Annotated in this window: 25 protein-coding genes; 15 read left to right on the top strand and 10 right to left on the bottom strand. The window is 70.1% G+C overall.

Annotation, left to right across the window (positions count from 1 at the left end; genetic code table 11):
• Positions 1-115 precede the first annotated feature (115 nt).
• On the top strand, positions 116-469 hold the full coding sequence (locus ACFYXF_RS50575) for a hypothetical protein (protein WP_389360968.1): 354 nt from the start codon (positions 116-118) through the stop codon (positions 467-469).
• On the opposite strand, the gene ACFYXF_RS50570 is transcribed toward ACFYXF_RS50575, so the two are convergent.
• Complete coding sequence (locus ACFYXF_RS50570) at positions 444-1,133, bottom strand: FadR/GntR family transcriptional regulator (RefSeq protein WP_389360966.1); 690 nt, start codon at positions 1,131-1,133, stop codon at positions 444-446. The two genes, ACFYXF_RS50575 and ACFYXF_RS50570, sit on opposite strands and share 26 nt — an antisense overlap.
• 58 nt (positions 1,134-1,191) lie before the next feature.
• On the opposite strand from ACFYXF_RS50570, the gene ACFYXF_RS50565 reads away from it, so the two are divergent.
• The 4 genes from ACFYXF_RS50565 to ACFYXF_RS50550 all read left to right on the top strand — a co-directional run bounded on the left by ACFYXF_RS50565 (position 1,192) and on the right by ACFYXF_RS50550 (position 3,671).
• Positions 1,192-2,511 carry a CynX/NimT family MFS transporter gene (locus ACFYXF_RS50565; RefSeq protein ID WP_389360964.1) on the top strand — a complete coding sequence of 440 codons (1,320 nt, stop codon included), beginning with the start codon at positions 1,192-1,194 and terminating at the stop codon, positions 2,509-2,511.
• A 75-nt stretch (positions 2,512-2,586) separates the two neighbouring features.
• Positions 2,587-2,703, top strand: a complete 117-nt coding sequence (locus ACFYXF_RS50560) for an SGM_5486 family transporter-associated protein (RefSeq protein WP_105974872.1) — start codon at positions 2,587-2,589, stop codon at positions 2,701-2,703.
• Between the two features lie 157 nt (positions 2,704-2,860).
• Positions 2,861-3,067 carry a hypothetical protein gene (locus ACFYXF_RS50555; RefSeq protein WP_369033738.1) on the top strand — a complete coding sequence of 69 codons (207 nt, stop codon included), beginning with the start codon at positions 2,861-2,863 and terminating at the stop codon, positions 3,065-3,067.
• An 85-nt stretch (positions 3,068-3,152) separates the two neighbouring features.
• Complete coding sequence (locus ACFYXF_RS50550) at positions 3,153-3,671, top strand: SixA phosphatase family protein (protein ID WP_389360961.1); 519 nt, start codon at positions 3,153-3,155, stop codon at positions 3,669-3,671.
• Between the two features lie 205 nt (positions 3,672-3,876).
• On the opposite strand, the gene serB is transcribed toward ACFYXF_RS50550, so the two are convergent.
• Positions 3,877-5,079 carry a phosphoserine phosphatase SerB gene (serB, locus tag ACFYXF_RS50545; protein ID WP_389360958.1) on the bottom strand — a complete coding sequence of 401 codons (1,203 nt, stop codon included), beginning with the start codon at positions 5,077-5,079 and terminating at the stop codon, positions 3,877-3,879.
• A gap of 105 nt (positions 5,080-5,184) precedes the next feature.
• Positions 5,185-7,347, bottom strand: a complete 2,163-nt coding sequence (locus tag ACFYXF_RS50540) for a streptophobe family protein (protein ID WP_389360956.1) — start codon at positions 7,345-7,347, stop codon at positions 5,185-5,187.
• Between the two features lie 238 nt (positions 7,348-7,585).
• Between ACFYXF_RS50540 and ACFYXF_RS50535 the strand changes: the two genes are divergently transcribed.
• On the top strand, positions 7,586-10,105 hold the full coding sequence (locus ACFYXF_RS50535; protein WP_389360954.1) for an FHA domain-containing protein: 2,520 nt from the start codon (positions 7,586-7,588) through the stop codon (positions 10,103-10,105).
• A gap of 76 nt (positions 10,106-10,181) precedes the next feature.
• Here ACFYXF_RS50535 and ACFYXF_RS50530 read toward each other — a convergent pair whose 3' ends face one another.
• The 3 genes from ACFYXF_RS50530 to ACFYXF_RS50520 form a co-directional block, all read right to left on the bottom strand.
• The gene (locus ACFYXF_RS50530) at positions 10,182-10,934 is read right to left on the bottom strand and encodes a transglycosylase SLT domain-containing protein (protein ID WP_389360952.1); all 753 of its coding nucleotides are present in this window, start codon (positions 10,932-10,934) and stop codon (positions 10,182-10,184) included.
• 341 nt (positions 10,935-11,275) lie between these two features.
• Positions 11,276-12,325 carry an S-adenosylmethionine:tRNA ribosyltransferase-isomerase gene (locus ACFYXF_RS50525; RefSeq protein ID WP_389360949.1) on the bottom strand — a complete coding sequence of 350 codons (1,050 nt, stop codon included), beginning with the start codon at positions 12,323-12,325 and terminating at the stop codon, positions 11,276-11,278.
• Complete coding sequence (locus ACFYXF_RS50520; RefSeq protein ID WP_389360947.1) at positions 12,322-13,017, bottom strand: SDR family NAD(P)-dependent oxidoreductase; 696 nt, start codon at positions 13,015-13,017, stop codon at positions 12,322-12,324. Before ACFYXF_RS50520 ends, ACFYXF_RS50525 begins: the two co-directional genes overlap by 4 nt.
• 185 nt (positions 13,018-13,202) lie before the next feature.
• On the opposite strand from ACFYXF_RS50520, the gene ACFYXF_RS50515 reads away from it, so the two are divergent.
• From ACFYXF_RS50515 to ACFYXF_RS50500, 4 genes are all read left to right on the top strand, one after another.
• On the top strand, positions 13,203-14,348 hold the full coding sequence (locus ACFYXF_RS50515) for a GAF domain-containing sensor histidine kinase (RefSeq protein ID WP_389360945.1): 1,146 nt from the start codon (positions 13,203-13,205) through the stop codon (positions 14,346-14,348).
• Positions 14,341-14,982, top strand: a complete 642-nt coding sequence (locus tag ACFYXF_RS50510; RefSeq protein WP_389360943.1) for a response regulator — start codon at positions 14,341-14,343, stop codon at positions 14,980-14,982. Before ACFYXF_RS50515 ends, ACFYXF_RS50510 begins: the two co-directional genes overlap by 8 nt.
• A gap of 147 nt (positions 14,983-15,129) precedes the next feature.
• Entirely contained in the window at positions 15,130-15,375 is a 246-nt protein-coding gene (gene chpE / locus ACFYXF_RS50505; protein WP_389360941.1) for a chaplin ChpE, read from the top strand.
• A 148-nt stretch (positions 15,376-15,523) separates the two neighbouring features.
• Entirely contained in the window at positions 15,524-15,763 is a 240-nt protein-coding gene (locus ACFYXF_RS50500; protein WP_389360939.1) for a chaplin, read from the top strand.
• Between the two features lie 227 nt (positions 15,764-15,990).
• Here ACFYXF_RS50500 and ACFYXF_RS50495 read toward each other — a convergent pair whose 3' ends face one another.
• The gene (locus tag ACFYXF_RS50495; RefSeq protein WP_389360937.1) at positions 15,991-16,773 is read right to left on the bottom strand and encodes a hypothetical protein; all 783 of its coding nucleotides are present in this window, start codon (positions 16,771-16,773) and stop codon (positions 15,991-15,993) included.
• 129 nt (positions 16,774-16,902) lie between these two features.
• On the opposite strand from ACFYXF_RS50495, the gene ACFYXF_RS50490 reads away from it, so the two are divergent.
• From ACFYXF_RS50490 to ACFYXF_RS50480, 3 genes are all read left to right on the top strand, one after another.
• Positions 16,903-17,694, top strand: coding sequence for an ABC transporter ATP-binding protein (locus ACFYXF_RS50490; protein ID WP_369033726.1), 792 nt, complete (start codon positions 16,903-16,905; stop codon positions 17,692-17,694).
• A 104-nt stretch (positions 17,695-17,798) separates the two neighbouring features.
• Positions 17,799-18,230 (top strand): NfeD family protein, encoded by a 432-nt coding sequence (locus tag ACFYXF_RS50485; RefSeq protein WP_369033725.1) that lies wholly within the window; start codon positions 17,799-17,801, stop codon positions 18,228-18,230.
• 149 nt (positions 18,231-18,379) lie between these two features.
• A complete protein-coding gene (locus ACFYXF_RS50480) occupies positions 18,380-19,330 on the top strand; it encodes an SPFH domain-containing protein (RefSeq protein WP_389360934.1) in 951 nt (316 codons plus the stop codon).
• A gap of 133 nt (positions 19,331-19,463) precedes the next feature.
• On the opposite strand, the gene ACFYXF_RS50475 is transcribed toward ACFYXF_RS50480, so the two are convergent.
• Both ACFYXF_RS50475 and ACFYXF_RS50470 read right to left on the bottom strand, forming a co-directional pair.
• The gene (locus ACFYXF_RS50475; protein WP_369033723.1) at positions 19,464-19,970 is read right to left on the bottom strand and encodes an HNH endonuclease; all 507 of its coding nucleotides are present in this window, start codon (positions 19,968-19,970) and stop codon (positions 19,464-19,466) included.
• A 184-nt stretch (positions 19,971-20,154) separates the two neighbouring features.
• The gene (locus ACFYXF_RS50470) at positions 20,155-20,694 is read right to left on the bottom strand and encodes a YbhB/YbcL family Raf kinase inhibitor-like protein (protein ID WP_389360931.1); all 540 of its coding nucleotides are present in this window, start codon (positions 20,692-20,694) and stop codon (positions 20,155-20,157) included.
• Between the two features lie 102 nt (positions 20,695-20,796).
• On the opposite strand from ACFYXF_RS50470, the gene ACFYXF_RS50465 reads away from it, so the two are divergent.
• Entirely contained in the window at positions 20,797-24,162 is a 3,366-nt protein-coding gene (locus ACFYXF_RS50465) for a LamG-like jellyroll fold domain-containing protein (RefSeq protein ID WP_389360929.1), read from the top strand.
• A 76-nt stretch (positions 24,163-24,238) separates the two neighbouring features.
• On the opposite strand, the gene ACFYXF_RS50460 is transcribed toward ACFYXF_RS50465, so the two are convergent.
• Positions 24,239-25,021, bottom strand: coding sequence for a sporulation protein (locus ACFYXF_RS50460; protein WP_389360927.1), 783 nt, complete (start codon positions 25,019-25,021; stop codon positions 24,239-24,241).
• A 146-nt stretch (positions 25,022-25,167) separates the two neighbouring features.
• On the opposite strand from ACFYXF_RS50460, the gene ACFYXF_RS50455 reads away from it, so the two are divergent.
• Positions 25,168-25,809: a DNA-3-methyladenine glycosylase gene (locus ACFYXF_RS50455; RefSeq protein WP_389360925.1), complete on the top strand. Its 642-nt coding sequence runs from the start codon at positions 25,168-25,170 to the stop codon at positions 25,807-25,809.
• Positions 25,810-26,169: the final 360 nt, after the last annotated feature.

Below are 26,169 nucleotides of genomic sequence, written 5' to 3'. Positions count from 1 at the left end.
TTGGCGCGTCACCCGTTCGGCTCATCCGGCCGAGCGGGGGAGAGGGCTAACTGGGCACTCTGGATTACGCGTTCACCTCGCGTTCCTCCCCAGCACGGCCGAGGAGGTCTCCCTTGTGCGCCTGTCTCGCAGCTTCGCCCCGCTGCTCGTCGCCGTAGCCCTCACCACCGCCCTTCCGTACGAGGCCGTCCCCCACGCGCGCGTGGAGGCACGGCAGCCGGAACGGCCCGAGCCTTTCGGCGCCACGTGCCACACCCGGGTCACCGGCTCCGAGGTGACCGCGTACTGCCACAACCCCTACGTGGCCACCGACCGCGTACGACTGCACATCGAGTGCGATCGCTGGTGGGACCTCGACAGCGACGGCGCCTCGGTCGAGGCCGGGCCCGCGCAGACCGTACGGCTCACCGGCCGCTGCTGGAAGGAGGTCCGCTCGGTGTGGGTCAGCCACCAGAAGCGGACGACCTGAGCCGGCACGAGAACGGATAGCCCGCCGCCTCCCTGGCGGCGGCCGCCGCGTCGCCCGCGCGGATCGCGTCGACGAGCGGCGCGTGCTCCACGTAGGACTGCTGGGCCAGCTCCTCGCCCACGTCGTCGCGCAGCCAGTCCCGCAGCACCTCGCCCAGGTCCGCGTACATCGCCGTCATCACGTCGTTGTGGGACGCGGCCACCACGGCCATGTGCAGGCTCGCGTCGGCCGTCACGAACGCCTCCGCGTCGCCGGACGCCCAGGCCTCGTCCCGGCGCACCAGGAGCGCGTCCAGCTGCTTGAGGTCGCGTTCGGTCCGGCGCAGAGCCGCCAGCTCGGCGGCGCCCGACTCCAGCGTGGACCGCAGCTCGGCGATGTGCCGGGGGTCCGCGTCGGCGAACCGGCGGTGCATCACACCGGCCAGCTCACTGGTCGCCACGACGTAGGTGCCCGAGCCCTGCCGGATGTCCAGCAGCCCGTTGTGCGCGAGGGCCCGGACCGCCTCGCGGATGGTGTTCCGGGCCACTCCGAGCTGCTCGACCAGCTCCGGCTCGGTCGGGATACGGGAGCCGACGGGCCATTCGCCCGAGGTGATCTGACTCCGCAGTGCGGCGATGACCTGCTCGGACAGGGCCGATCGACGGGGGTGGCTCAGCGGTGGCATGGCACATCTTCGCACGGGGGGCTGCAACCAATCATCCCATGATTCTATGATAGTCGGCATGGTGAGCGAGGAGACCCGGACGACGACGTCCATGCCCATGTCCACATCCATACGAAGTTCCGCCGGGCCCGAGAGCGAAGCCGGGGGAACGGCCCCGCGCGCGTGGCTCACGCGGCTGGTCGTCGTCGGCATCGTGCTGGCCGCCCTCAACCTCCGCCCCGCCATCTCCAGCTTCGGCGCCCTCCTCGAAGAGGTGCGCGACGGAATCGGCATGAGCGGCACCCTGGCCGGAGTGCTCACCTCCCTGCCCTCGTTCTGTTTCGCCCTCTTCGGGGTCATGGCACCGCGCCTGGCCCGCCGCTTCGGCGTCGGCGCGGTCGTGTGCGGGGGCATGGTCGCCATCGCCGCAGGACTGGCGATCCGGCCCTACACGGGCACCACCGCCGGCTTCCTGGCCGCCAGCGCGCTCGCCCTCATGGGCATCGCGGTCAGCAACGTCCTGATGCCGGTCGTCGTCAAGCGCTGGTTCCCGGACCGGGTCGGTTCCATGACGGGCCTGTACTCGATGGCCCTCTCCCTTGGGACCGGCGTCGCGGCGGCGGTCACCGTGCCCATGACCGAGGCGCTGGGCGGGAGTTGGCAGGCCGGACTGACCGTCTGGGCGGTTCTCGCGGCGGTGGCCGTGGTGCCCTGGATCCCGCTCGTACGGGAACGGGGCCCGGGCGGTGACCAGCGGGAGGCCCTCCACGCGCGCGGGACGTCCGCCACCGGCCGCCGGGCCGGCGCACTGCGCATCACCCGCAGCCGTACCGCCTGGGCGCTCGCCGTGTTCTTCGGGCTCCAGGCCACCGCCGCCTACGTCAGCATGGGCTGGCTGGCGCAGATCTTCCGGGACGCGGGCGTCCCGGCCGGCACCGCCGGACTGCTGCTCGCCGTGACCATGGCGATGGGCGTGCCGCTCGCCTTCGTCATCCCGCGCGTCGCCACCCGCCTGCCCCACCAGGGCCCGATCGTGATCGCCCTCGGCGTGTGCGGACTCCTCGGGTACGCGGGCCTGTGGCTCGCGCCGGTCGGTGGCGCCTGGGTCTGGGCGGTCCTGCTCGGCACCGCCAACTGCTCCTTCCCGCTGGCCCTCACGATGGTCGGGATGCGGGCCAGGACGGGCGCGGGCGTCGCCCAGCTGTCGGCCTTCGCGCAGAGCACCGGCTATCTGATCTCCATCCCCGGGCCGCTCCTCGTGGGCGTGCTCTACCAGCACAGCGGCGGCTGGGGGCTGCCGCTCGCACTGATGGCAGGCCTGATGCTGCCGCAGATCGTGGTGGGCGTACTGGCCGGACGCGATCGCACGGTCGAGGACGAGGCGGAGGCGGCCCGCTGACTCCACCCCAGGGGTGCGGGGCACCCCGGGCACCCCGGAGGCACGGGCCGGTGCGACGGGTGCGAGACTGGCCGTATGCCAGTGCTCGACCCGAACCCTCAGAACGGCCAGAAGAAGATGCTGCTCGTCTTCGGCTCCTTCTTCGCCATCTTCGTGATCATCGCCGTCATCGCGACGATCGCCTCGCCGTGAGGGCCGTTGGTGGGGGTATCCCCACCATCCCCTAGGGGGCGAGTCTCAGGGTCAAGTGGGTGGATCACCGGATGGGTTGAGGCCCGCCGGTTCCGTAACTTCGAGGTGTGGCCGCGAGACGCGGGCCACCGACGGCTCGAAGACCCACGGAGGCATCATGTCGGCCCGCACGCACTCCCGCCCCCTTCCGGCGACCACGCGTGGAGTCGACATACGGCTGCCATGGTGGGCCCTGGCCCTGCCGACGCTCGCGTTCGTCGTGCTGCTCGCGCTGATGCTGAACCCGACCGACGCACAGGCGGCGACGGGCGACCCGGTGATCGCCCACTTCCTTGAGCGCGCACGGGAGCTGGTGGTGCGTTGAGCGCCGTAAATGCCTCATTCCCACCTGCGGAGCCGCCCGTCAACTCCCTGCGCCCCATGGCGTATTTCATGCGAAGCTGGGTGCCATGAGCGTCGCAGAACCCCGCAGGATCGTCCTCTTCCGGCATGCGAAGGCCGACTGGCCCCAGGTGACCGATCACGAGCGCCCGCTCGCCGACCGGGGCCGTAAGGACGCCGCTGTCGCCGGACGCAAACTGGCCGACACCGGTACCCCCTTCGACCTGGCCCTGTGCTCCACCGCCACCCGGACCCGCGAGACATGGAAACTGGCGGTCCAGGAACTCCCGCAACGGCCGAAGACCGTCTACGAGGAGCGGATCTACGAGGCCTCACCCGGCCAGCTCATCGCCCTGCTCAACGAAACCCCGGACGACACCCGCAACGTGGTCCTGATCGGCCACAACCCCGGAGTGCAGGCCCTCACCGACATCCTGACCGGCGACTCCGAGAGCGACACCCGAACCAAGCTGACCAACCGGGGCTTCCCTGCAGCGGCCTTCGCGGTACTGACCTTCGAGGGCCCCTGGAAGGCCCTGGAACCGGGCACGGCGACGCTGTTGGACTACTGGGCACCGACGGAGTAAATCCCGGTTCGGTGGCGGCAGGCGGCAGGCGGCAGGCGGCAGGCGGCAGGCGGCACAGGCTGTGGGCAGGCGTTCCGCAGGGCGATGGGGTCCCCCCGCTCGAACGAAGTTGAGAGTGGGGGAGGGTGGGCACAGCCGAACCCGCACTCGGCGACGAAACAGAAGCCCCACCGAAGAGCAGCCGCCCCGCCAAGCTCCCAGAGGGCTACTCGTGGGTGTCTGCCGCCTCGACCTCTTCCCGAGTAACCCCCAGCAGATAAAGCACGGTATCCAGGAACGGGAAGTTCACCGCCGTGTGCGCAGCCTCCCGCACGACCGGCTTGGCGTTGAAGGCCACGCCGAGCCCCGCCGCGTTCAGCATGTCCAGATCGTTCGCCCCGTCACCGATCGCCACGGTCTGATCCAGCGGCACCCCCGCCTCCGCGGCGAACCGCCGCAGCAGCCGAGCCTTGCCCGCCCGATCCACGATCTCCCCGACGACCTTGCCCGTCAGCTTCCCGTCGACGATCTCCAGCGTGTTGGCCTGGGCGAAGTCCAGCCCGAGCCGCTCCTTCAGATCATCCGTGACCTGAGTGAACCCACCCGAGACGACCCCGACCTCGAAACCGAGCCGCTTCAGCGTCCGGATCAGCGTGCGCGCCCCCGGCGTGAGCCGGACCTCGCTGCGCACCTTGTCCACCACCGACGCGTCGAGCCCCTTGAGCAGCGCCACGCGCGCGTGCAGCGACTGCTCGAAGTCCAGCTCCCCGCGCATCGCGGCGGCGGTCACCTTGGCGACCTCGTCCTCGCAGCCCGCGTGCGCGGCGAAGAGCTCGATCACCTCGTCCTGGATGAGCGTGGAGTCCACATCCATGACGACCAGACGCTGCGCCCGCCGGTGCAGCCCCGCCGCGACGACCGCGACATCGACACCGAGTGCCGCCGCGTCGGTGACCAGGGCAGTACGCAGGGGCTCGGTCGCGACACCAGAGACGGCGAACTCGACCGCCGTCACGGGGTACTTGGCGAGCCGGAAGATACGGTCGATGTTGCCGCCGGTCCTGGTGATCCGCGCGGCGATGGCGGCGGTCGACTGGGCGGTCAGCGGATGTCCGAGCACGGTGACGACCGAACGCCCGTGCCCGCGCGGCCGGTTGTCACCGAGCCCGGAGATGATCTCCGCCTGCATCTTCATGGACTCCGCCCAGCTGTGGACGGTGGCCCGGAGATCACCTTCGAGCCCGGCAGGCGGCTGCGTCACGAGCGCGCACAGCACCATGCGACCACGCGTGACGACCTGCTCGATGTCGACCACGTCCACGGAGTAGGCGGCAAGCGTGTCGAACAGACCGGCGGTGATGCCCGGTCTGTCCTTGCCGAAGATTTTGACGAGAAGAGTGGGTACGTCAACGGTCTGCGCAGCGTTCATGGTGTTTCCACCGTATCCGGCACTCAGTGTCCACCGCGCACGTGGTCCGACTGACGGACGGGGAACAATACGTTTCGAGTGCGTGACGAGCGGCTTACGCGCAGGTCAGCGCCGTCCCTTGGGGGTGCGTGGCGGTGGGGGCGGAGGCGGGGGTGGCGGGGGAGGAGTCCGCTTCTCCGGCGCGGACTCCGGCGAGCCGCCCCTGCGCCACCCGGGCCGTCGCGGCGGCGGCGTCACCGGCTTGGCCATGGTGGGCAGGCCGTACAGGTTTTCGGGCGGCTGTTCGCCTTCACCTGGGTCGCGCCCCTCACCCGGGCCGCGTCCCTCGCCCGAACCGCTCCCGCTCCGCTCACCGGAACCGCCCCTCGGACCGGGATCATCGCCCGAACCGGCCCGCTCGGGCCCACTGCTCCTTTCGGGCGACCTCGCTCCCGTACCCGGGGCGTCGGGCGCCCAGCCGCCCTCGTACGACTGTCGGCCGTACGGGCCCCGACCGCTCTCGTACGGCTGGCCGGTTCCGGCCCTCGGCTGCTGCCCGCCCCCGTAGGGCCGCCCCGGCTCGGCCGGCCGGGCGTCCTCGGGTTCCAGGAGCCCGCCGGGCAGCCGTAGATACGGATTGGTGTCGCGGTTGGGCGGCCGGTACGGCGAACCGGGCGTGTAGGGGCCGGAAGGCGGTTCGGAAGGCGGCCCGGGATACGGGCCGGGCCCGCCGGCCTGCTCCGGGTAGCCGTCGTACCGCGCCTCCCCGGCCGCCGTACCCGTCACCGCAGTCGCCCCCACCGCCCCCAGCGTCCCGGTCGCCGCTCCCGCCCCGACCTGCCCCGCCCACGTGTCACCCAGTGCCAACGGCACCGCCCGCCACCCCGCCGCCCCGCTCACGTACGCCAGCAGCGCGCCGGCGGCTCCCGCGGCCGCGCCCCACAGCGCGCCCAGCAGCACGGCCGCGACCAGTTGTCCGTGCAGTTGGATTCCGGCGCCGAACGCGTCGAAGCCCAGGACCGAGATCGAGGCGTCCACGGACACCTCCGCCAGCCAGGCCAGCAGCGGCAGCGCCACCGCCGTCACCACCCCCAGCCGCAACGCGCAGCGACCGGCGAAACGCAGGGCACCCGGATCCCGTACAGCGAGAGGCACACGGCCGTTGACGTCGGCCGGGCCGACACCGCGGGCCAGTGGTGTCCGGGCCGCCGCGAGGATGCCCGCGAGCAGCATCATCAGGACCGCCGCGACGCCCAACAGCCACACCCGGCCGTCCAGTTCGGCCAGTTTGCCGAGGCTGACCGACTGATCGGTCTCCGAGCTGCTGAGGAGCCGGTCCAGGGGGTCCGGGAGGACGTTCACCAGGATTCCGGACGCGCTGCCGTCGAACGGGACGAACAGGCCGATCGGGACGCCCAGCCAGACCCCGTTGGGGGCGCCGAGCAGGGCCGCGCCAGCGATGCGCTTGGGATGGTCGTCGCCGATCGCCGCGTACGCCGCCGCCGCGAACCCCGCCGCCACCGCCACCAGCAGCACCGTGACCAGGGCAGACGCAGCCGGACGTACGACACGGTGGACCGCTTCCCAGCCGGGCGGCAGGGGAGTGCGGCGGGAGGCCAGGAGGGCGACCGCCAGGACTCCGGCCGCCCAGACCAGCCCGCCGAGCAGAGTGGGCAGCGTGTCTACGGTGAAGCCGACCGCCGCCTTCGCGTCGACCAGATCGCCGACCCGGTCGGGCAGCAGACCGCTGATGTCACCGAGCCCGGGGATGTCGAGGCCCCCGCCACCGCCTCCGCCGCCCGTGCCCGGCAGGTCGTCGAGGCCCAGCGCGCCGCCGTCGATCGTGATGACGTCGTGCCCCGCCCAGGCCAGCCCGCCCAGGGTGGCGACGAAGAGGGCGATCACCGCACCCGCGCGCGTGAGGAGTTCGGACGGGGAGATCACAACTCCCGCCCCGCGCAGGGACCGTAGGAAGAACCAGGACAAAAGCACCGCGCCCACCAGGCCGACGCCCAGTGGCGTGATCTCGATGGCGGTCGCCGCCTCCGCTCCTTTCAGGCCGAAGGCCGACACATCACCGGACGGCGTGACCGAACCACCCGCCCCAAGCGCCACAACCGCCGCGGTCATCGGCCCGAGCGAGGCCGTGGAGTCCGCCTCCAGCAGATGCAGTCCGAGCGCGGCCGTGCCCGCCATTCCGATCAACGCCCAGCTCACAGCGGCGATCGCGGAGAGCAGCACGTCTCCCCACGGCAGCCTCCTGTTGTGCTCGGCGGTCTCGATGCTCATCGTCAGCCCCCGATCCGCGCGGCGGCGGTCCACCCCGCGTGTCCCCCTCGCGTGGGATTACCACTCTCCGGGCCGGTTTCCACCCCGTCAACGGCGCGTGGCCGCCCGCTTGCACGCTCTGTCCGCAAGGCCCGACTTTCGGTCAGGGGCTGAGCCTGAAATAGTTCCCCACGATGTTCGACATCCCTAGACTCCCCGTGTTGGGGCAAATTCGGGGGACAACTCAGTGGGGCATGGAGTGCCTGAACTCGTACTGGAATTGAACGGACGGACCTGGACGCTCGATTCGTCCAGGCCCTACACCCTCGGACGTGATCCGCAGGGAGACATCGTGCTCGATGACGCCAGGGTCTCCTGGCGGCACGCCACGATCAGCTGGGGCGGCCGGAGTTGGGGGATCGAGGACCACGGCAGCACCAACGGCACCTTTGTGCAGGGGCAGCGCATCCATCAGATGGAGATCGGGCCCGGCTCGGCCGTCCATCTCGGCAACGCGACCGACGGCCCGCGGCTGAACCTCTCCAGCAGTGCCGCCTCGGTCGCGACACCGCAGGTGGCACAGCCTCAGCAGCAGCCGTTCGCGGCCCAGGGCGCGAGCCCCGGCTGGGCTCAGCAGCCGCCGCCGCAGCAGCAGACGCCGGAACAGAGCTGGCCGCGGTCCGAGCCGCAGCAGGCCGCCGCGATCCCGCAGCAGCAGGGCCCCGGCGCGGGCGCGGGGGCGCCGCCGGTGTACGGCGACCGCAGCCCGACCACCTTCCACCAGCTGCTCCTCGGCCGCGTCATGCGCATCGGCCGCGCGCTGGAGAACGACCTGGTCGTCTCCGACCTCCAGGTCTCCCGCAACCACGCCGAGTTCCACGCGGCGCCCGACGGCCGTTTCGAGATCCGTGACCTGGGCTCGCACAACGGCACGTACGTCAACGGCATGCCGATCGCCAAGGGCGGCACCGCGCTGCTCGGCCCGAACGACATCGTCGGCGTCGGCCACTCCACGTTCCGTCTGGTCGGCGACCGCCTTGAGGAGTTCGTCGACACCGGCGAGATCTCCTTCTCGGCCCGCCATCTGACGGTCACGGTGGACGGCGGCAAGGACATCCTCAAGGACGTCTCCTTCGGCGTACCGGAGAAGTCGCTGATCGCGGTCATCGGCCCGTCCGGCTCCGGCAAGTCGACGCTCCTGAAGGCGCTCACCGGCTACCGGCCGGCCAACAAGGGCGATGTCCTCTACGACAACCGGAACCTGTACAAGCAGTTCGCCGAGCTGCGCCAGCGCATCGGTCTGGTCCCGCAGGACGACATCCTGCACAAGGAACTCACCGTCAAGAAGGCCCTCAAGTACGCGGCCAAGCTGCGTTTCCCCGCCGACACCACGACGGAGGAGCGCGAGCACCGCATAGACGAGGTGCTGCGCGAGCTGAAGCTCGACATCCACAAGGAGAAGAAGGTCACCTCCCTCTCCGGCGGCCAGCGCAAGCGCGTCTCGGTGGCCCTGGAACTGCTCACCAAGCCGTCGCTGATCTTCCTGGACGAGCCGACCTCCGGCCTCGACCCGGGCATGGACCGCGACGTCATGCAGCTGCTGCGCGGCCTCGCCGACGACGGCCGTACGGTCCTCGTCGTCACGCACTCCGTGGCCGAACTGGCGCTGTGCGACAAGCTCCTGGTGATGGCGCCGGGCGGCGCGGTGGCGTACTTCGGTCCGCCCGAGGAGGCCCTGAACTTCTTCGGCTACGACACCTGGGCCGATGTCTTCTCCGCCTTCGAGAACTACCGCGACTACGACTGGGCGGGCCGCTGGAAGGGCTCGCAGCACTACCAGATGTACGCCGCGGACATCGACGCCGTCGCCCCGCAGTCCGTACACATGCCGCCCGCACAGGCCATGCGTCCGCCCAAGCCGCAGGGCTGGGGCTCCCAGCTGATGACCCTGATCCGGCGCTACACGGCGGTCATCGCCTCCGACAAGGGCTTCCTCGCGCTGACGGTGATCCTGCCCGCGGTGCTCGGCGCGGTGAGCCTGCTCATCGACCCGGACAAGACACTGCTGCCGGGCAAGGTGGCCAGGAACGGCATCAACATCCCGAACGGCACGGCCACCACCGTCCTCCTCATCCTCGCGGTGGGCGCCTGCTTCGCCGGGGCCGCGAACTCCGTCCGCGAGCTGATCAAGGAACGGGTCATCTACGAACGGGAGCGCGCGACCGGCCTGTCGCGCTCCGCGTATCTGATGTCCAAGGTGATCGTCCTCGGCTTCATCACGATCCTGCAGGGCCTCATGGTCGGCGCGATCGGCTTCGCCAGCCGCACGATCCCCGAAGAGGGCCTGATCTTCGGCAAGCTCGTGCTGCTCGAACTCTCCATCCCGATCATGGCGCTCGGCTTCACGTCGATGATGTTCGGCCTGGTCATCTCGTCCCTGGTGAAGACCTCCGAGAAGACCATGCCGCTGCTCGTCATGTTCGCGATCATCCAGGTCGTGTTCACCGGCTGTCTGTTCATCCTGCACGGCAACATCGGCGTCAACGAGTTCTCGTACCTGATGCCGTCCCGCTGGGCGGTCGCCGCCGCCGGTGCCACGCTCGACTTCAACAAGATCAGCCCGAACGTCGACGACCCCGGCAACACGGACCCCCTGTGGGACCACACGGCCACCGCCTGGGGCATCGACATGGTCGCCCTGATCGCCCTCGGCGTGATCTGCGGCTTCTTCGTGGCGCGCTTCCTGCGCCGCCACGAGCCCGAGGTCATGCGCAAGTGACCGTGCCCGTACGACGGTGAAGGGCGGCACCCCGGTGGGGGTGCCGCCCTTCGGCGTACGAGAGGTCCGCGCGGCCTCAGTACGCGCCGTTGACGTTGTCGATCGAGCCGTACTTGTCGGCCGCGTAGTTGGCGGCGGCCGTGATGTTGGCGACCGGGTCGTACTGGCTGTGGACGGTGCCTGAGACGTGGTACGCGTCGAAGGTCGGCTTGATGATCTGCAGCAGACCGATCGACGGGGTGCCGTTGATCGCGTTGATGTCCCAGTTGTTGATCGCGTTCGGGTTGCCCGAGGACTCCCGCATGATGTTGCGGTACAGACCGTTGTACGAACCCGGGATGCCCTTGGACTTCATGATGTCCAGGGACTCCTTGATCCAGCCGTCCAGGTTGTTGCTGTACGACTTCACGGCGGCCTTCTTGAGCGCGGCGCGCTTGGCGGCCCGGCTCGCGGCAGCCTTCGCCGCGCGCTCCTTCGCCGCCTTCGCAGCCGCCTTCTTGGCAGCCGCCTTCTTCGCGGCGGCCTTCTTGGCGGCGGCCTTCTTGGCGGCAGCGGCGTCGGCTGCCTTCTTCTTCGCGGCGGCGGCCTCCGCCTTCACGGTCGCGCCGGCCAGCTGGTCGGTGACGCTCGCCTTCACGTCCTTGATCTGGCTCTGGCTGAAGACCACGGGAGCGGTGACGGAGGCGACCTCGGAGGTGGTCTGCGCGTTGCCCGGCACCGCGGTGAACGCGAGGGCGGCGGCGCCGAGCGTGGCGACACCGGCGATCGAGAACTTGTGGACCCTGGTCAGCTTGCGACTATGACCGGAAGTGGCGGTGTTCTTGGGCATGGCGGTGGACCTCTTCGAATAGCGCGGAGGTCGCTCGGCGTCCGGTGGGGACAGTGGTGCTTCCGGCACGAACGCCGCGGGCGGAACCCGCGGCGCTGAGCGACGGCTGCCATTCTTAGCGGCCGCAAAATTGTGTGGCAAAGGTGTGACGTACTAGGAGAGGTAGTGGACCCGTGAAGGGCAAAATAGGACAGACCGGAGCGTCTTTCCCGCTCACCGTGTGAGCGTTTGTCTCCTATGACCCCTAGTAAGTGATGTGCGTCCTATGTGCGGGGTCACATGGGCCGCATACGCATCTCACCAGTAGTTGCGAGAGCAATGCTCAGCGTGAGGCTTCTGTTTCAGGCCTCCGCCGGAAGGAGGAGATGCACGTCCCCGAACTCGTGCCACAGGTACCGCTCGCGCAGCGCCTCCTCATACCCACGGTCGATCGCCGCCCGCCCGGCGACCGCCTCCAGCATCAGCAGATGCGACGCCTGAGGCTCGTGCAGCCCCGTCAGCAGCCCGTCGACGACCCGTACCCCGCGCTCGGGCGTCACCACCAGATCGGTCCACCCCTCGGCCGCCCGGACCACCCCGTCGGGCCCGGCAGCGGACTCCACGGCCCGTACGGCCGTCGTACCGACCGCCACGATCCGCCCGTCCCCGGCCCGTACGGCGTTGATCAGCCGCGCCGAGGTCTCCGGCACCGCGAACCGCTCCGGGTACGGCGGCTCGTGCGCCTCCGTCGACGCGACCCCGGTGTGCAGCCGGACGGGCGCGAACTGCACACCCCGGCTCACCAGCTCCGCCACAAGGCGTGCGGTGAAGGGCCGCGCGGCGCTCGGCATCTCCGCGCTGCCCGCCCCGTCGCGGGACGGCAGCGCGAACACCGTCTGATAGACGGACAACGGCTGGTCCCGTTCCGTATAGGAGTAACGAATGGGCCGCCCGTGCGCCCGCAGGACAGCCGGCACCTCCCCGTCCGCCCGCGCCCACCACAGCCGGTCACCGCACGCGCTGAGCGGCTCCTCCAGGACCAGCCGTACGCCCCCGGGCAGCCGTACGGCCGTTCCCTCGGGTCCGCCCGCACGCGCGCGCGTGGTGCCCGTTCCGTCGGGATCCCGCAGCTCGACGCCCCACCGCCCGTCGTCCCCGCACGTCGAGAAATGCACCACCACGCGCGCGTGCCCGATCCACCCGTCCACGGCGGCGGCCAGCGTCGGCGACGTGTTGACCACGAGCAGATCCCCGGCCCGCAGCTGCCGGGGCAGCTCGGCGAACGCGTGATGCGACACCGCGGTCCCCCGCGACACGAGCAGCCGTACGTCGTCCCGGTCGAGCCCCGGCCCCCGCTGCTCGGCCGGCACCCGCGCCGACAGTTCCTCCGGCACCCGCACGGTCAGCGTCATCGCACCTCCAGCAGAGACGGCGCCGAGTACCGCCCGCTGGCCGGCCGCTCGTCCAGCAGCCGCAGAAACGCGGGCACGACGCTGCCGGGCTCGGGACGCGGATCGTCGTCGTCCGGTACGGCCGCCGCGTACAGGTCCGTCCCCATGTCACCGGGATCCACCGCCCAGACCCGCACCCCGGGCTCCTCCTCCCCGAGCACCGCCGCCAGCTGGTCGAGGGCCGCCTTGGACGCCCCGTAGCCGCCCCACGTCTCGTACGCCTCGGCCGCCGCGTCCGAACTGACGGCGATCACCGTCCCGGCCGCCGACTCCCGCAGCAGCGGCAGCGCCTCCTGGACCAGACCCAGCGCGGCCACGACATTCACCTCAAGCGCCCGTCGCAACCCTTCCAGGGACAGTCCCTCCAGCCGTACGAGGGGCTCGGCGCCCAGCGCGCTCGCGTTGCTCACCAGGAGATCGACGCCGCCCAGGTTCCACGCCGCCGAGACCAGCCCGACCCGGTGACCGGCGTCCGTGACATCCCCGGGAAGGGCCTCCACCCGCCCTCCGTACTTCGAGAGCGCCTCGGCGGTGGCTTGCAGGGCCTCCGGGGTTCTGGCGTCCAGGACGAGGTCCCAGCCGCGTTGCGCGAGCGCCGAGGCCAGCGCCCGCCCCAGACCCTTGGAAGCCCCCGTGATGATCGCTACCGGCATGACGTGCGTCCCCTCGTCCCAGGCTGCCGTGATCGGCAGTGCACCCAACGTAGGAACGGGACCGTCCCGGCCGCCTCGTCCGGGGGCCGCAATACGGTGGGGCCCTTCGGCCTAGGCCCTCGGACCCAGGCCGGCCCGCCACAGGTCCGATACGCACTGTCACACCCCGCCGGTACCGTGAGGGCATGAGTCAAGGACCACGGTCCGGTCTGTCCGCGGTGAGCGCCGCGCTGCTGGCCATGAGCAGGCATCTGGAGGTGCGCGACGTCCTCAAGACGATCGTCGCCTCCGCCAGAGAGCTGCTCGACGCGCAGTACGCGGCACTGGGCGTCCCGGACGACCACGGCGGCTTCGCCCAGTTCGTGGTCGACGGCGTCAGCGACGCCCAGTGGAAGGCCATCGGCCCCCTCCCGCGCCGGCACGGCATCCTCGCAGCGATGCTGGACGAGGCCAGGCCCGAGCGCCTCGCCGACGTCCGCAAGGACCCGCGCTTCGAGGGCTGGCCCTCCGCCCACCCCGACATGTCCGACTTCCTGGGCCTGCCGATCCGGGACGGCGACGAGGTCATCGGCGCGCTCTTCCTCGCGAACAAGAACTGCCCGAAACCGGACGGCGGCTGCGGCTTCACCGAGGACGACCAGGAACTCCTGTCGATCCTCGCCCAGCACGCGGCGATCGCCCTGACCAACGCCCGCCTCTACGAACGCAGCCGCGAACTGACCATCGCCGAGGAACGCTCCCGCCTCGCCCACGAACTGCACGACGCGGTCAGCCAGAAGCTGTTCTCCCTGCGCCTGACGGCCCAGGCCGCCGCCACCCTGGTGGACCGCGACCCCGACCGCGCCAAGGGCGAGCTGCAACAGGTGGCCGCGCTCGCCGCGGAGGCGGCCGACGAACTGCGCGCGGCGGTCGTGGAACTGCGCCCCACAGCCCTGGACGAGGATGGCCTGATCGCCACGCTCCGCACCCACGCCCAGGTCCTCGACCGCGCGCACTCCGCGCGCGTGACCTTCGACAGCCGTGGGGTCCGCGCCCTGCCGGCGGCCCAGGAGGAGGCGCTGCTGCGGGTCGCCCAGGAGGCCCTGCACAACGCGCTGAGACACTCGGGGGCGGCCCTGGTGGAGGTGACGCTCACGAAGCGCGGTCAGGGCGCGGCCCTGCGCATCACCGACGACGGCGGAGGCTTCGACCCGACGGCGGTACGCAGCGCCGGACGCCACCTCGGCCTGGTCTCCATGCGGGACCGGGCGAGCGGGGTCGGCGGCCGGCTGGATGTGCAATCGGCGCCCGGAAAGGGCACCACCGTCGAGATGGAGGTCCCCGGTGGCTGACGCGATCAAGGTGCTGCTCGTCGACGACCACCAAGTGGTCCGCCGTGGCCTGCGCACGTTCCTCGAAGTGCAGGGCGACATCGAGGTCGTGGGCGAGGCGTCGGACGGAGCCGAGGGAGTCGACCGCGCGGAGGAGCTGAAACCCGACGTCGTCCTCATGGACGTCAAGATGCCGGGCATGGACGGCGTCGAGGCGCTGCGCAAGCTCCGCGAACTCGACAACCCCGCGCGCGTGCTGATCGTCACGAGCTTCACCGAACAGCGCACGGTGGTCCCGGCCCTGCGCGCGGGCGCCGCCGGGTACGTCTACAAGGACATCGACCCGGACGCCCTCGCGGGCGCGATCCGCTCGGTGCACGCCGGACACATCCTGCTCCAGCCGGAGGTCGCGGGCGTGCTCCTCAGCCAGGAGGAGACGCACTCGGGCCAGGGGAGGGGCGGTTCGCTGACCGAGCGGGAGCGGGAGGTACTGACCCTGATCGCGGACGGCCGCTCGAACCGCGAGATAGCCAGAGCCCTCGTCCTGTCCGAGAAGACGGTCAAGACACACGTCTCGAACATCCTGATGAAACTCGACCTGGCGGACCGCACCCAGGCGGCGTTGTGGGCGGTACGTCACGGTGTGACCGGATGACCGGCAATTCGGAACGTTCCCTTCCGGGCTGAGATTCATACCGTCGTGGGAATGTCCCCCGGATGGCGCATCCTTCGTGGATCTCCGGCGTTCTTCAGTGCGTGCCGCGGCGACCTGCCGCGGTGGACGCAATGGGAGGGAACAGAAGTGAAGAACCTGAAGAAGGCCGCCGCTGTCACGATGGTCGCGGGTGGCCTGGTCGCCGCCGGCGCCGGTTTCGCCTCCGCCACGGACGGTGCGCACGCGAACGGCCACGCGGTCGGCTCGCCGGGCGTCGCCTCGGGCAACCTCGTCCAGGCCCCGGTGCACATCCCGGTGAACGCGGTGGGCAACAGCGTCAACGTCATCGGCGTGCTGAACCCGGCCTTCGGCAACCTCGGCCTCAACCACTGAGGAAACGTGGGGAGGTCGGCCGGGTGCCACGGTTTGCACCGAACGGGCATTTCGCCGTAGGGGTCCGTATCGCCCGGCACCTCTCCCGCGTTGCGCAGCGTACGACCCGCGGCCGGGTCGCCCACGCAAGTGCAGGAGGACGTTTCTCATGAACATCGCCAAGAAGGCCGCCGTGGCCGTCACGATCGCCGGTGCCGCCGCGGGCGCCGGCGCCGGTGTCGCCGCCGCCGACTCGGACGCCCACGGCGTGACCGCGAAGTCCCCGGGCGTGGCTTCGGGCAACCTCGGCCAGGTCCCCGTGCACGTGCCGGTCAACGCGGTCGGCAACACGGCCAACCTCATCGGCCTGCTGAACCCGTCCTTCGGCAACACCGGCGTGAACGACTGACGCCGGACGACAACGCCGAGAGCCCCGCGAACAAGAACGGTTCGCGGGGCTCTCGGCGTTGTCATGTCAGGTTGTCCGGTGTCCGAGGGCGAGCCGCCCAGCGCCGGCCGGGGCATTTCAGCCCGTCCGGCGTTTGAGGACGAGGCCGTTCAGGCCGACAGCGGGGGCCTGGGGGCGGCAGCCCCCAGAGACGCCCACACCAACCAACCCGCACCCCCGAACAAACCTCACCGCACCCCCCGCTCCACCACGACGGAGTTGTACGCCGCGACCTGCGCCCGCCGAGCCGTCCGCTCCACCGGCCGCAACGCCTCCGCCCGCGCCGCGATCTCCGACGCGCTGACCGCCCCGCCGGGCCCGTTCTCGGACGCCACCGAGATCAGCAGCCCCACCCGCTGCGCCAGCTCCAGCACCCGTACCGCCCGCGGCGGATACCCCGGCGCCAACACCTCGCGCCCCACCTCCGCCCGCGCCCGGTACGCGTCGATCGCCGCCTCCGCGACCGGCCCCGACCCGGCGACGTCCAGCCGCGACAACACCGCCGTCGCGTCCCGCAACGCCTCCGCCAACTCCCGCTCGGCCTCCCCGAGGGACGGCACATCGGCGGGCGGCGCCTCCCGTACGGGCAGACAGTGCCAGACGACCTCGACGTGCACGTCCCCGGCCGGCCCGGCCTCGTACACCTCCGGCACCAGACCCAGCGCGGCGCCCTCGCAGATCACCGCCTCCTCCACGTCCAGCGCCCGCGCGTTGAACTCGGGGGGCCCGCTCAGCCCGAGCGGATGCCCGGGCGCGGGCAGCGCGATCCGCAGCCCGGACGCACCGAGCGTCCGCAGCCGCCCCAGCGCGAGCGTGAGACCGACGGGCGCCGATTCACCGGGCAGCCCCTCGACCCGGTGCACGGCGTCCTCCCCGACGATGGCCACTACCGCGTCGTCCGGCGAAACAAGTCCGGCCAACAGGGCATTTCCCCATGCGGCCAGTCGTCCTGAGCGTGGTTCCGAGAGCATGCCTCCACCCTAAGGACCGACCGAGGGGCGGGACCGGCCGACCGGTGGCGTAGATTTCGTGGGGGGCTGCGCCCACAGGCGCACACGAACGCGAGACTGGCCGATACTTCAATGGGAGACAACCCGCTCATGAGCGATGTTCTGGAGCTGGAGGACGTATCCGTGGTCCGCGAGGGCCGGGCTCTGGTGGACCAGGTCTCCTGGTCGGTCAAGGAGGGCGAACGTTGGGTCATCCTCGGCCCCAACGGCGCCGGTAAGACGACCCTCCTGAACCTCGCGTCCAGCTACCTCTACCCCAGCCAGGGCACCGCCACCATCCTCGGCGAGACCCTCGGCAAGGTCGACGTCTTCGAACTGCGCCCGCGCATCGGCATGGCCGGCATCGCCATGGTCGACAAGCTGCCCAAGCGCCAGACCGTGCTCCAGACGGTGCTGACCGCCGCGTACGGCATGACGGCCGGCTGGCAGGAGGAGTACGAGGACATCGACGAGCAGCGCGCCCGCGCCTTCCTCGACCGCCTCGGCATGAGCGACTTCCTCGACCGCCGCTTCGGCACCCTCTCCGAGGGCGAGCGCAAGCGCACCCTCATCGCCCGTGCCCTGATGACCGACCCCGAGCTGCTGCTCCTCGACGAGCCCGCCGCCGGCCTCGACCTCGGCGGCCGCGAGGACCTCGTACGCCGTCTCGGCCGGCTCGCCCGCGACCCGATCGCACCCTCCATGATCATGGTCACGCACCATGTCGAGGAGATCGCCCCGGGCTTCACCCATGTCCTGATGATCCGTCAGGGCAAGGTGCTCGCCGCCGGCCCCCTGGAACTCGAACTCACCTCCCGCAACCTGTCGATGTGCTTCGGCCTCCCCCTCCTCGTCGAGCAGCGCGGCGAACGCTGGACCGCGCAGGGCCTGCCGATGGCCTGACGGCGCACGGCACATGAGCCGCCTTGTAAAACAACTGGAAGAAGCCTGTGCCAAGTTGATCGGCGCCCTGTCGGTGACCAGGCTCGCGGACCTACCATGACGATGTGAACGACATCGACGCATGGGTGTGGTGGCTCGTCGGCGCCGTGGCGCTGGGTATCCCGCTCGTGGTGACCGCGATGCCGGAACTCGGCATGCTCGCCGTGGGCGCCCTGGCGGCCGCCGGCACGGCCGGACTCGGCGGCGGACTCGTCGTCCAGGTGCTGGTGTTCGCCGTCGTGTCGACCGCGCTCATCGCCGTCGTACGGCCCATCGCGACCCGGCATCGTGGAGATCGGCCCCAACTCCTGTCGGGAATCGACGCGTTGAAGGGCAAGCGAGCCGTCGTCCTGGAACGCGTCGACGGCTCCGACGGCCGGATCAAGCTCGCCGGAGAGATCTGGTCGGCCCGTTCCCTGGACGCCCAAGTCGCCTACGAGGTAGGCCAAGAGGTGGACGTCGTCGAGATCGAAGGGGCCACGGCGATCGTCATGTGACCTCGCACGACGCAAGTGAACGGAACGTGCACGAGGCAGCCGACGGTCTGTCACACTCGACCAGCAAGATCTTCAACAAGCAAGATCTTCAACAGGCATAAGATCTTTCCGTAAGCGCGCCGAGGCGGAGAAGGGTACGGGGAGCCACGATGGAACCCATCATCATCGTCCTGATCATCCTGGTGGTGTTGGTCTTCATCGCCCTGATCAAGACCATCCAGGTCATTCCACAGGCGAGCGCCGCGATCGTGGAACGGTTCGGCCGCTACACGCGGACACTCAACGCCGGCCTGAACATCGTCGTCCCATTCATAGACACCATCCGCAACCGCATCGACCTCCGCGAGCAGGTCGTGCCGTTCCCGCCGCAGCCGGTGATCACCCAGGACAACCTGGTCGTCAACATCGACACCGTCATCTACTACCAGGTGACCGACGCCAGGGCCGCGACCTACGAAGTCGCCAGCTACATCCAGGCGATCGAGCAGCTCACCGTCACCACGCTCCGCAACATCATCGGTGGCATGGACCTGGAGCGGACCCTGACCTCCCGCGAGGAGATCAACGCGGCCCTGCGCGGTGTCCTCGACGAGGCCACCGGCAAGTGGGGCATCCGCGTCAACCGTGTCGAGTTGAAGGCGATCGAGCCGCCGACCTCCATCCAGGACTCGATGGAGAAGCAGATGCGCGCCGACCGTGACAAGCGCGCCGCGATCCTCACCGCCGAAGGTATCCGCCAGTCCCAGATCCTCACGGCGGAAGGTGAGAAGCAGTCATCGATCCTACGAGCCGAGGGTGAGGCCAAGGCCGCAGCCCTGCGCGCCGAAGGTGAAGCCCAGGCCGTCCGTACGGTCTTCGAGGCCATCCACGCCGGTGACCCGGACCAGAAGCTCCTCTCCTACCAGTACCTCCAGATGCTCCCGAAGATCGCCCAGGGCGACGCCAACAAGCTCTGGATCGTCCCCAGCGAAATCGGCGACGCCCTCAAGGGCCTGTCCGGCGCCATGGGCAACTTCGGCAACCCAGGCGGCGGTTCGGGCGGCGGAGGCAACACGGACACCCCCACAGAACGCCGAGAAAAGCCGTCGATCACAGACTGACGGCTCATCAAAACTCCGGCACCTGTCCCCGCGCCCTGCTTTTAGGGGCGCGGGGAACTGCGCGACCAGCCACGAACGACCCGCGGCCAACGAACAAACCAGTGGACCCCAAACAAGGTCCCACCCGCACAAATTACGCCGCCGGCTGCCCCAACCACTCAGGCAGCGCATCGAAGTCATCCTGCCCAAGAGCCAACAGCATCGCATCAGCAGGCGTAGGCTCGAACGGCTGCCGCAACAGCGGCATCCCCGCCTGCTCCGGAGTCCGCGCCGCCTTACGGTGATTGTCCTCCGCGCAAGATGCCACCGTGTTCAACCACGAGTCCTGCCCACCCTGCGCCCGCGGCACCACATGGTCGACAGTGGTCGCCCGCCGCCCGCAGTACGCGCACCTGTGCCGGTCCCGGACCAGCACACCCCGCCTCGACCACGGAGCTTGTCTTCGGAACGGCACCCGGACATAGCGGCAGAGCCTGATCACCCGCGGCGCGGGTATGTCGACCGCCGCTCCGCGCATACGGATCTCGGGGTGGGCCTGCTCGACAACAGCCTTGTCCTGCAGCACCAGAACGACGGCCCGGTTCAACGTCACCGTCGACAGCGGCTCGAAGCTCGCGTTCAGTACCAGCGTGTCCCGCATCCAGCCCACCTCCTATGCTCACCGGCCCACCGCATGGCGGGCTTGGATCAACTCTGGCCGGGCACGCCGAGATGGACAACGCAATATCTGTGCTCACCGGGGGGCGACCCCCGGACCCCCGGCACAAAAAATGCCCGCCTCTGATCACTTCCAAGACCAGAGGCGGGCAAACGTTCAATGAACGTCAGTCTTCGGCGGGAACCTCGTACTCACCGACGAGTTGGGCACGCGCGATCGCGTGGAACCGCAGATTGAACCCTACGTACGCGGGAGACGCGTCCGCGTCAGGGCCCAGCTTCTCCTGGTCCACCGCGTACACCGTGAACACATACCGGTGCGGACCGTCCCCGGCCGGCGGCGCCGCACCGCCGAAGTCCTTCGTGCCGTAGTCGTTGCGCGCCTGGACCACGCCCTCGGGCAGCCCCTCGAACTTGCCGCTGCCCGCACCCGTCGTCAACTCGGTCACCGAGACCGGGATGTCGAAGGCTACCCAGTGCCAGAACCCGCTGCCCGTGGGCGCGTCCGGGTCGTAGCAGGTCACGGCGAAACTCTTGGTCTCCGGCGGGAACCCCTCCCACCGCAGGTGCGGCGAGGTGTTGCCGGACGCGTAGACCTGAGCGTCCTTGAGCGTTGCACCCGCCTCGACATCCTCACTCGTGACCGTGAACGACGGCACGGGCGGGTGGAAGTCGTGCGGCAGCGGCGGCCTCTTCAGCTCGGTCACGTGGATACCTCCTGATGGGATCGAATGGGGGGTGGATCGAGTGGGAAGGCCTCGGGCATCCCGCGTCACCGAGGTGTCAACCGCGTTGACTACGTTGGCCCGATGACCTGCTACGCACGCCGAAGAACCCTGATCACAGCCCTGATGGCCCTGGCAGCCAGCCTAGTTGCCATCCCGGCCGCGGAAGCGAGCGGCACCCGAATATCCACCGACCGGATCGTCGGCGACCAACAGGTCCTCTTCCGCTCCGGTACCGGCGGCTACGGCTGCTTCCGCATCCCCACCCTGATCCGCACCAAGGCCGGCACCCTGCTCGCCTTCGCCGAGGGCCGCTCCTCACCCTCCTGCGCCGACCGCGGCCCCATCGACATCGTGGTCCGCCGCTCCACCAACGACGGCCGCACCTGGGGCCCCGTCAGGGTCGCCCTGTCGGGCACCGCCACCGACCCGGACGCCCCGTACACCCGCGACAACGCCTCGCCCGTCGCCGACGAGGTCACCGGAGACGTCTTCCTGGTCTCCACCGGCGAACCGGCGAGCCGCGGCACGCGCATCCCGTACGTCCAGAAGAGCACCGACGACGGCCTCACCTTCGGCGCCCCGAGCGCCCTCACCCGCCTCAGTGGCAAGACCAGCGGCTGGTTCGCGACCGGCCCCGCCCACGGCATCCAGCTCAAGAACGGCCCGTACGCCGGCCGCCTCGTCGTCGGCGCGTACGAGAGCCCGAACTCCACGACCCAGCTCGCCGGCGTCCTCTACAGCGCCGACCACGGCGAGACCTGGCAGACGAGCGCCACCGAGAACTCGTACGTGGCAGGGGAGTTGAAGCCCACCGAGACCTCCGTGGCCGAACTCACCAACGGCGACGTCTACCTCGCCACCCGCAACGAACAGGACGACACCAAACCGCACCGCACCCATGTCATCAGCACCGACGGCGGCACCACGGTCGGTCTCCACACGGTCGCGGGCGTCACCACACCCCAGATCCAGGCTTCGGTCCTGGCCCTGACCCACACTTACCAATCCACCCCCGGCGACACCCTGATCCTCGCCGCCCCGCTCGGCCCCGGCCGCGCGAACCTCGGCATCCGCTACTCCACGAACCGCGGCGCCACCTGGACCGACGCCCCGAGCGGCCGGATCAACGCCGACCGCGCGGGCTACTCGGACCTCGCCGAACTCACCGGCGGCGAGATAGGCCTGGTCTACGAGGGAGGCCAGGACTTCTCCGCCGCCGGCATCTACTTCAACCGATTCGCCCCCACGACGATCGGGCTCCCCGGCACCTTCGACGGCACGGTCCTCCCGCAGCCGTCGCGGGAGGCCGGTCCCACCACCCCGGACACGACCCCGGACGCCAACGACGCCTACCTGAGCGGCGGTCCGGCCGGCGTGAGCGGCAGGTTCCGGCAGGCGCTCGCCTTCCCGAGCCCCGGCGGATACGCCGACATCCCGTACAGCCCGACCGTCGACCCGGGCTCGGGCGACGTCACGTACTCGCTCTTCTTCAAGCACACGGCGACCTCCACCACAGCCCAACGCGCCCTGCTCTGGGCGTACGGCTACAACGCGGCCAAACCGCAGCTGTGGATCCGCGCCGTGCCCAGCGCCAACCAGATCGTCGCCTGGGCCGAGGGCTCCGGCGGCAGGGTCAACGTCACCCTCCAGGCCCCCGAAGGCTCCGCGGCCTACGGCGACAACGCCTGGCACCATCTGACCCTGGTCCGCTCCGGCGACCGGGTCAGCCTCGCGGTGGACGGTACGACCGTCACCAAGACCGGCGTCACCGGCTCGCTCACCTCAGCCCGCGCCTCCGGCGTCGACGGCATCCGCCTCGGCGCGAAACCGGACGCCGGCGCGAGCGACGTCTTCACCGGCACCCTCGACGAGTTCCGGATGTACGACACCGCCCTCACCGAGGCCCAACTGACCGAACTTCGCACCCAGAACACGGCCACCGGCGCGGCCGACACCCTCGCAGCCCACCTCCCCTTCCAGACCGTCGACACCGCCACGGACCCCGACCCGCTCACCACGGTCGCCATTGAGGACGACATCTCCGGCAACTGCGCCGACGGCACCCTCCTGCTCGCCACGGACGCGACCCCGCGCGTGACGGACGAGTACCGCATGGGTGCCTCGGCCCTCCCGGTCGCCAAGGACCGCCCGGGCGTCGAGGTCCCGTACGTACCCGCCCTCGACCCGGGAACGGGCGACTTCACGTACGCCCTCTGGTTCCGCTACAGCGCCACGCCCACGACACCCGCAGCGGCCCTCCTCTGGGCGTACGGGACCGCCTCGGGCCAACCCTCCCTGTGGATCCGCGCCCGCCCCGGCGACGACGGCCTCTACGCCTGGGCGGAGACGAACGAGGGCCGCGCCAACTTCGCGATCCCCGACCCCGACGACACCCGGACGGCGTTCGGCGACAACCAATGGCACCTGCTGACCGCCACGCGCGCGAGCAGCACGTTCACGGTCGAGGTCGACGGCACCCACACCACCCAGGCCACCGGACTCACCGGCTCCTTCACCGAGGGCCGCACCACCGTCCCGGGCCTGCGCATCGGCTCCCGCCCCGGCACCACCGAGATCCTCACGGGCACACTCGACGACCTCCGCCTCTACCACCGCGCCCTCACGGACACCGAGACCGCCAAGATCGCCGCGACCGGATCGGGCACGAGCGCATACCCCACCGACAGCAAGATCTGGTGGCCGATGGAGAACGGCACCACCCAGGCCCACGAGATCGCCCGCCCCACCACAGGCCCGGCCACCCCGGACACCACCACCCACTGCAACAACGCCTACGTACGCGGGACTCCAGCCCTCGTGAGCGGCGCCTTCGGCGGCGGCATCACGCTCGACGGCACCGACGACGCGGTCGAACTCCCGTACAGCGACTCGGAGTCCCTCGGCGCGGGCGACTTCACCCTCGCCACCTGGGTCCGCTACGACGCCACGACGGCCACCGGAACTCCGGTACTGGCATGGGCGTACGGCCAGGGCGCAACCGAACGCCAACTGTGGCTGCGCGCCGAACCGGCGAACGGCCGTCTGGCGGCCCTGATCCAGACAGAGACGGCGGCCACCACGGCGTACGCCCCCGACACCGCGTTCCGCTCCGCCACCGCCTGGCACCACGTGGTCCTGCAACGCAAGGGCACTCAACTCACCCTGTCCATCGACGGTGTGACCGGCACCACGGGCACGGTCCCGGCCGGCTCGCTCACCTACGGCGACGCGTTCACCGTGACCGGCGTTCACCTGGGCGGCCGCCCGGACGGCGCCTCCGCGTACCGCTTCAAGGGCTCCCTGGACGAGTTCCGCCTCGTCCGCCGCGCCCTCACGGACACCGAACTCACCACCCTGCGCGAACAGAACACCGACCCGACGGACCGCTCCACAACAGCCCGCCTCTCCTTCGAGAAGGTCACCACACAGGGCTACGCCCGCATGTGACGGAACAGGGGAACGCGGGAGGGGCAGGCAACACCGAACGGCGTCGCCTGCCCCTCCCGCGCTTGTTCCCCGCCTACTAGAACCAGTTGCGCTTGCTGCCGACCGCGGCCAGCCACTGGTTCAGGTACGCAGCCCAGTCGGTGTTCTGGTAGTCGTGCAGGCCCACCTGGAACGACCGGAAGGTGTCGCTGCCCTCGCTGAACAGCCCCGGCTTCTTGTCCATCTCCAGTACGACGTCCATCGCGTTCTCGTCGGCGACGAAGCTCAACTCGACCTGGCTCAGGCCCTGGTACTGGGACGGCGGGAAGAACTCGACCTCCTGGTAGAAGGGCAGCTTCTGCCGGGTACCGCGGATGTGACCGCGCTCCAGGTCGGCGTTCTTGAAACGGAAGCCCAGCTGCAGGAAGGCGTCCAGGATCGCCTTCTGCGCGGGCAACGGGTGCACGTTGATGGGGTCAAGGTCACCGGAGTCGATGGCACGCGCGATCGCCAGCTCGGTGGTCACCCCGATGTGCATCCCACGCAGCGCCTGACCGTCGATCATCGTGACCGGCGTCTCCCAGGGGATCTCCAGCCCGAACGGCACGGTGTGCACGGCACCGGCCTGAACCTCGAAGGCACCGCCCAGCCGCACCTTCGTGAACTCGACGTCCTGCTTGTACTCCTGGTCGCCGCCCTCGACCTCGACCTTGGCCTGGAGCCCGACGGACAGACCCTCGATCTGCTGGGGGACGGAACCGCCCTGGATCCGCACCTCACCCTGGACGACACCGCCCGGAACGACGTTGACCTCCGTCAACACCGTCTCGACCGAAGCCCCACCGGCACCCAGGCTCGCGAGCAGCTTCTTGAACGCCATGTCTCTCCTTCTCCAGCGATCCTTGCGATCCCTTGATCCTTAGAAACGCGATCCGGCCGTGGCCGGTTCCGTGCCTCACCCTGGCAAGGCGAACGCTTCCTGGCCACCCCGTTCACCGGGACACGCCTGCACTACGCTCGGACGGCATGATCGCGCCCGCTGACCGTACGCCCCTGCCCAGGGAGTTCTTCGACCGGCCGGTACTGGAGGTTGCCCCGGACCTCCTGGGCCGCGTCCTGGTCCGCACCACCCCGGACGGTCCGATCGAACTCCGCCTCACAGAGGTGGAGGCGTACGACGGCCCGAACGACCCCGGCTCCCACGCCTATCGCGGCCCCACACCCCGCAACAGCGTGATGTTCGGTCCGCCCGGCCATGTGTACGTCTACTTCACCTACGGCATGTGGCACTGCATGAACCTGGTGTGCGGCCCCGAGGGCACGGCGAGCGGGATCCTGCTCCGTGCCGGCGAGATCATCGAGGGCGCCGAACTCGCCCGCAAACGTCGAATTTCAGCCCGAAACGACAAGGAACTGGCCAAAGGCCCGGCCCGCCTGGCCACAGCCCTGGACGTGGACAGGGCCCTCGACGGTACGGACGCCTGCGCCCCCGGGGCCGCGCCGATCAGGGTCCTGACGGGCACCCCGGTCACCTCGGGCCAGGTGAGCAGTGGTCCGCGCACCGGCGTGGCCGGCGACGGGGGCGTCCACCCCTGGCGCTTCTGGATCACCAACGACCCTACGGTGAGCCCTTATCGGGCCCATGCGCCCCGTCGTCGCTCAACTTGACGAGCTCTTGGGGGGTCCGTAATGTAGCCCGAGCCGCTTGAACCGGGTACGGCGATCGCCTGCAGCCGGAAGTGGCCAACCCACTACCTACGACTCCCTCTCAGCGGGGGCGATTTCGGTGTGCCCGCACACCGAATTGCGAACGCGCGGAACTCGATTATGAGTCGCCGAGGGAATCGGCTAACGTAGTGAATGTCGAAAGGGCGACGGGCGAAAGCCGGAAGACCAAAGACAATCCCGCCGACAGGGAATCGGGTCAGAAAATGATCTGATAGAGTCGGAAACGCAAGACAGCAAGACCGAAGGGAAACTGCCCGGAGGAAAGCCCGAGAGGGTGAGTACGAAGGAAGCGTCCGTTCC

The organism is Streptomyces sp. NPDC002680 (assembly GCF_042889145.1).
Lineage (GTDB): Bacteria > Actinomycetota > Actinomycetes > Streptomycetales > Streptomycetaceae > Streptomyces > Streptomyces adonidis.
The sequence above is the reverse complement of the archived record's forward strand: the minus strand, read 5'-3'. Positions and strand labels throughout refer to the sequence as shown.

Bases quoted from the DNA above. Each gene is read 5' to 3' on its own strand.
- ACFYXF_RS50570 (WP_389360966.1), bottom strand. From the start codon at position 1,133: ATGCCACCGCTGAGCCACCCCCGTCGATCGGCCCTGTCCGAGCAGGTC.
- ACFYXF_RS50565 (WP_389360964.1), top strand. From the start codon at position 1,192: ATGGTGAGCGAGGAGACCCGGACGACGACGTCCATGCCCATGTCCACA.
- ACFYXF_RS50560 (WP_105974872.1), top strand. From the start codon at position 2,587: ATGCCAGTGCTCGACCCGAACCCTCAGAACGGCCAGAAGAAGATGCTG.
- ACFYXF_RS50555 (WP_369033738.1), top strand. From the start codon at position 2,861: ATGTCGGCCCGCACGCACTCCCGCCCCCTTCCGGCGACCACGCGTGGA.
- ACFYXF_RS50550 (WP_389360961.1), top strand. From the start codon at position 3,153: ATGAGCGTCGCAGAACCCCGCAGGATCGTCCTCTTCCGGCATGCGAAG.
- serB (WP_389360958.1), bottom strand. From the start codon at position 5,079: ATGAACGCTGCGCAGACCGTTGACGTACCCACTCTTCTCGTCAAAATC.
- ACFYXF_RS50540 (WP_389360956.1), bottom strand. From the start codon at position 7,347: ATGAGCATCGAGACCGCCGAGCACAACAGGAGGCTGCCGTGGGGAGAC.
- ACFYXF_RS50530 (WP_389360952.1), bottom strand. From the start codon at position 10,934: ATGCCCAAGAACACCGCCACTTCCGGTCATAGTCGCAAGCTGACCAGG.
- ACFYXF_RS50525 (WP_389360949.1), bottom strand. From the start codon at position 12,325: ATGACGCTGACCGTGCGGGTGCCGGAGGAACTGTCGGCGCGGGTGCCG.
- ACFYXF_RS50520 (WP_389360947.1), bottom strand. From the start codon at position 13,017: ATGCCGGTAGCGATCATCACGGGGGCTTCCAAGGGTCTGGGGCGGGCG.
- ACFYXF_RS50515 (WP_389360945.1), top strand. From the start codon at position 13,203: ATGAGTCAAGGACCACGGTCCGGTCTGTCCGCGGTGAGCGCCGCGCTG.
- ACFYXF_RS50500 (WP_389360939.1), top strand. From the start codon at position 15,524: ATGAACATCGCCAAGAAGGCCGCCGTGGCCGTCACGATCGCCGGTGCC.
- ACFYXF_RS50495 (WP_389360937.1), bottom strand. From the start codon at position 16,773: ATGCTCTCGGAACCACGCTCAGGACGACTGGCCGCATGGGGAAATGCC.
- ACFYXF_RS50490 (WP_369033726.1), top strand. From the start codon at position 16,903: ATGAGCGATGTTCTGGAGCTGGAGGACGTATCCGTGGTCCGCGAGGGC.
- ACFYXF_RS50480 (WP_389360934.1), top strand. From the start codon at position 18,380: ATGGAACCCATCATCATCGTCCTGATCATCCTGGTGGTGTTGGTCTTC.
- ACFYXF_RS50475 (WP_369033723.1), bottom strand. From the start codon at position 19,970: ATGCGGGACACGCTGGTACTGAACGCGAGCTTCGAGCCGCTGTCGACG.
- ACFYXF_RS50465 (WP_389360929.1), top strand. From the start codon at position 20,797: ATGACCTGCTACGCACGCCGAAGAACCCTGATCACAGCCCTGATGGCC.
- ACFYXF_RS50460 (WP_389360927.1), bottom strand. From the start codon at position 25,021: ATGGCGTTCAAGAAGCTGCTCGCGAGCCTGGGTGCCGGTGGGGCTTCG.
- ACFYXF_RS50455 (WP_389360925.1), top strand. From the start codon at position 25,168: ATGATCGCGCCCGCTGACCGTACGCCCCTGCCCAGGGAGTTCTTCGAC.